The 343-nt window shown below is 63.6% G+C and carries 1 pseudogene; it reads left to right on the top strand.

Annotated elements, in window-relative coordinates:
* Positions 1–343: pseudogene (locus tag HGR_RS17480) on the top strand (flagellin); the annotation flags it as partial.

Below are 343 nucleotides of genomic sequence, written 5' to 3'. Positions count from 1 at the left end.
GCAGACTTCCGTGACGGGTGTGACGGCCGAAGCGCGCGCCAACGCGCAACTGAGCTTCGCGACCACCGGTGCTTACACGTTGCAACTGCGTTCGGACAACGGCAACACGCCTGAGTCGATCACCTTCAACCTGACCGACACGTCGAACACGCCCAGCGGCCTGGCCGCAGCGATCTCCGCCTTCAACGACAAGGCCTCCAAGACCGGTGTGACCGCCAGCCTGAACGCCACGGGCAGTGCCATCATCCTGACCAACGCCACCGGCAACGACATCATGGTGTCTGACACGACCGTTCAGAACGCGGGTGCCGTGACGGTGAACAAGATGCGTGTCGACAGCGCG

It is taken from the genome of Hylemonella gracilis ATCC 19624, assembly GCF_000211835.1.
GTDB classification, from domain to species: domain Bacteria; phylum Pseudomonadota; class Gammaproteobacteria; order Burkholderiales; family Burkholderiaceae_C; genus Hylemonella; species Hylemonella gracilis.
The sequence above is the reverse complement of the archived record's forward strand: the minus strand, read 5'-3'. Positions and strand labels throughout refer to the sequence as shown.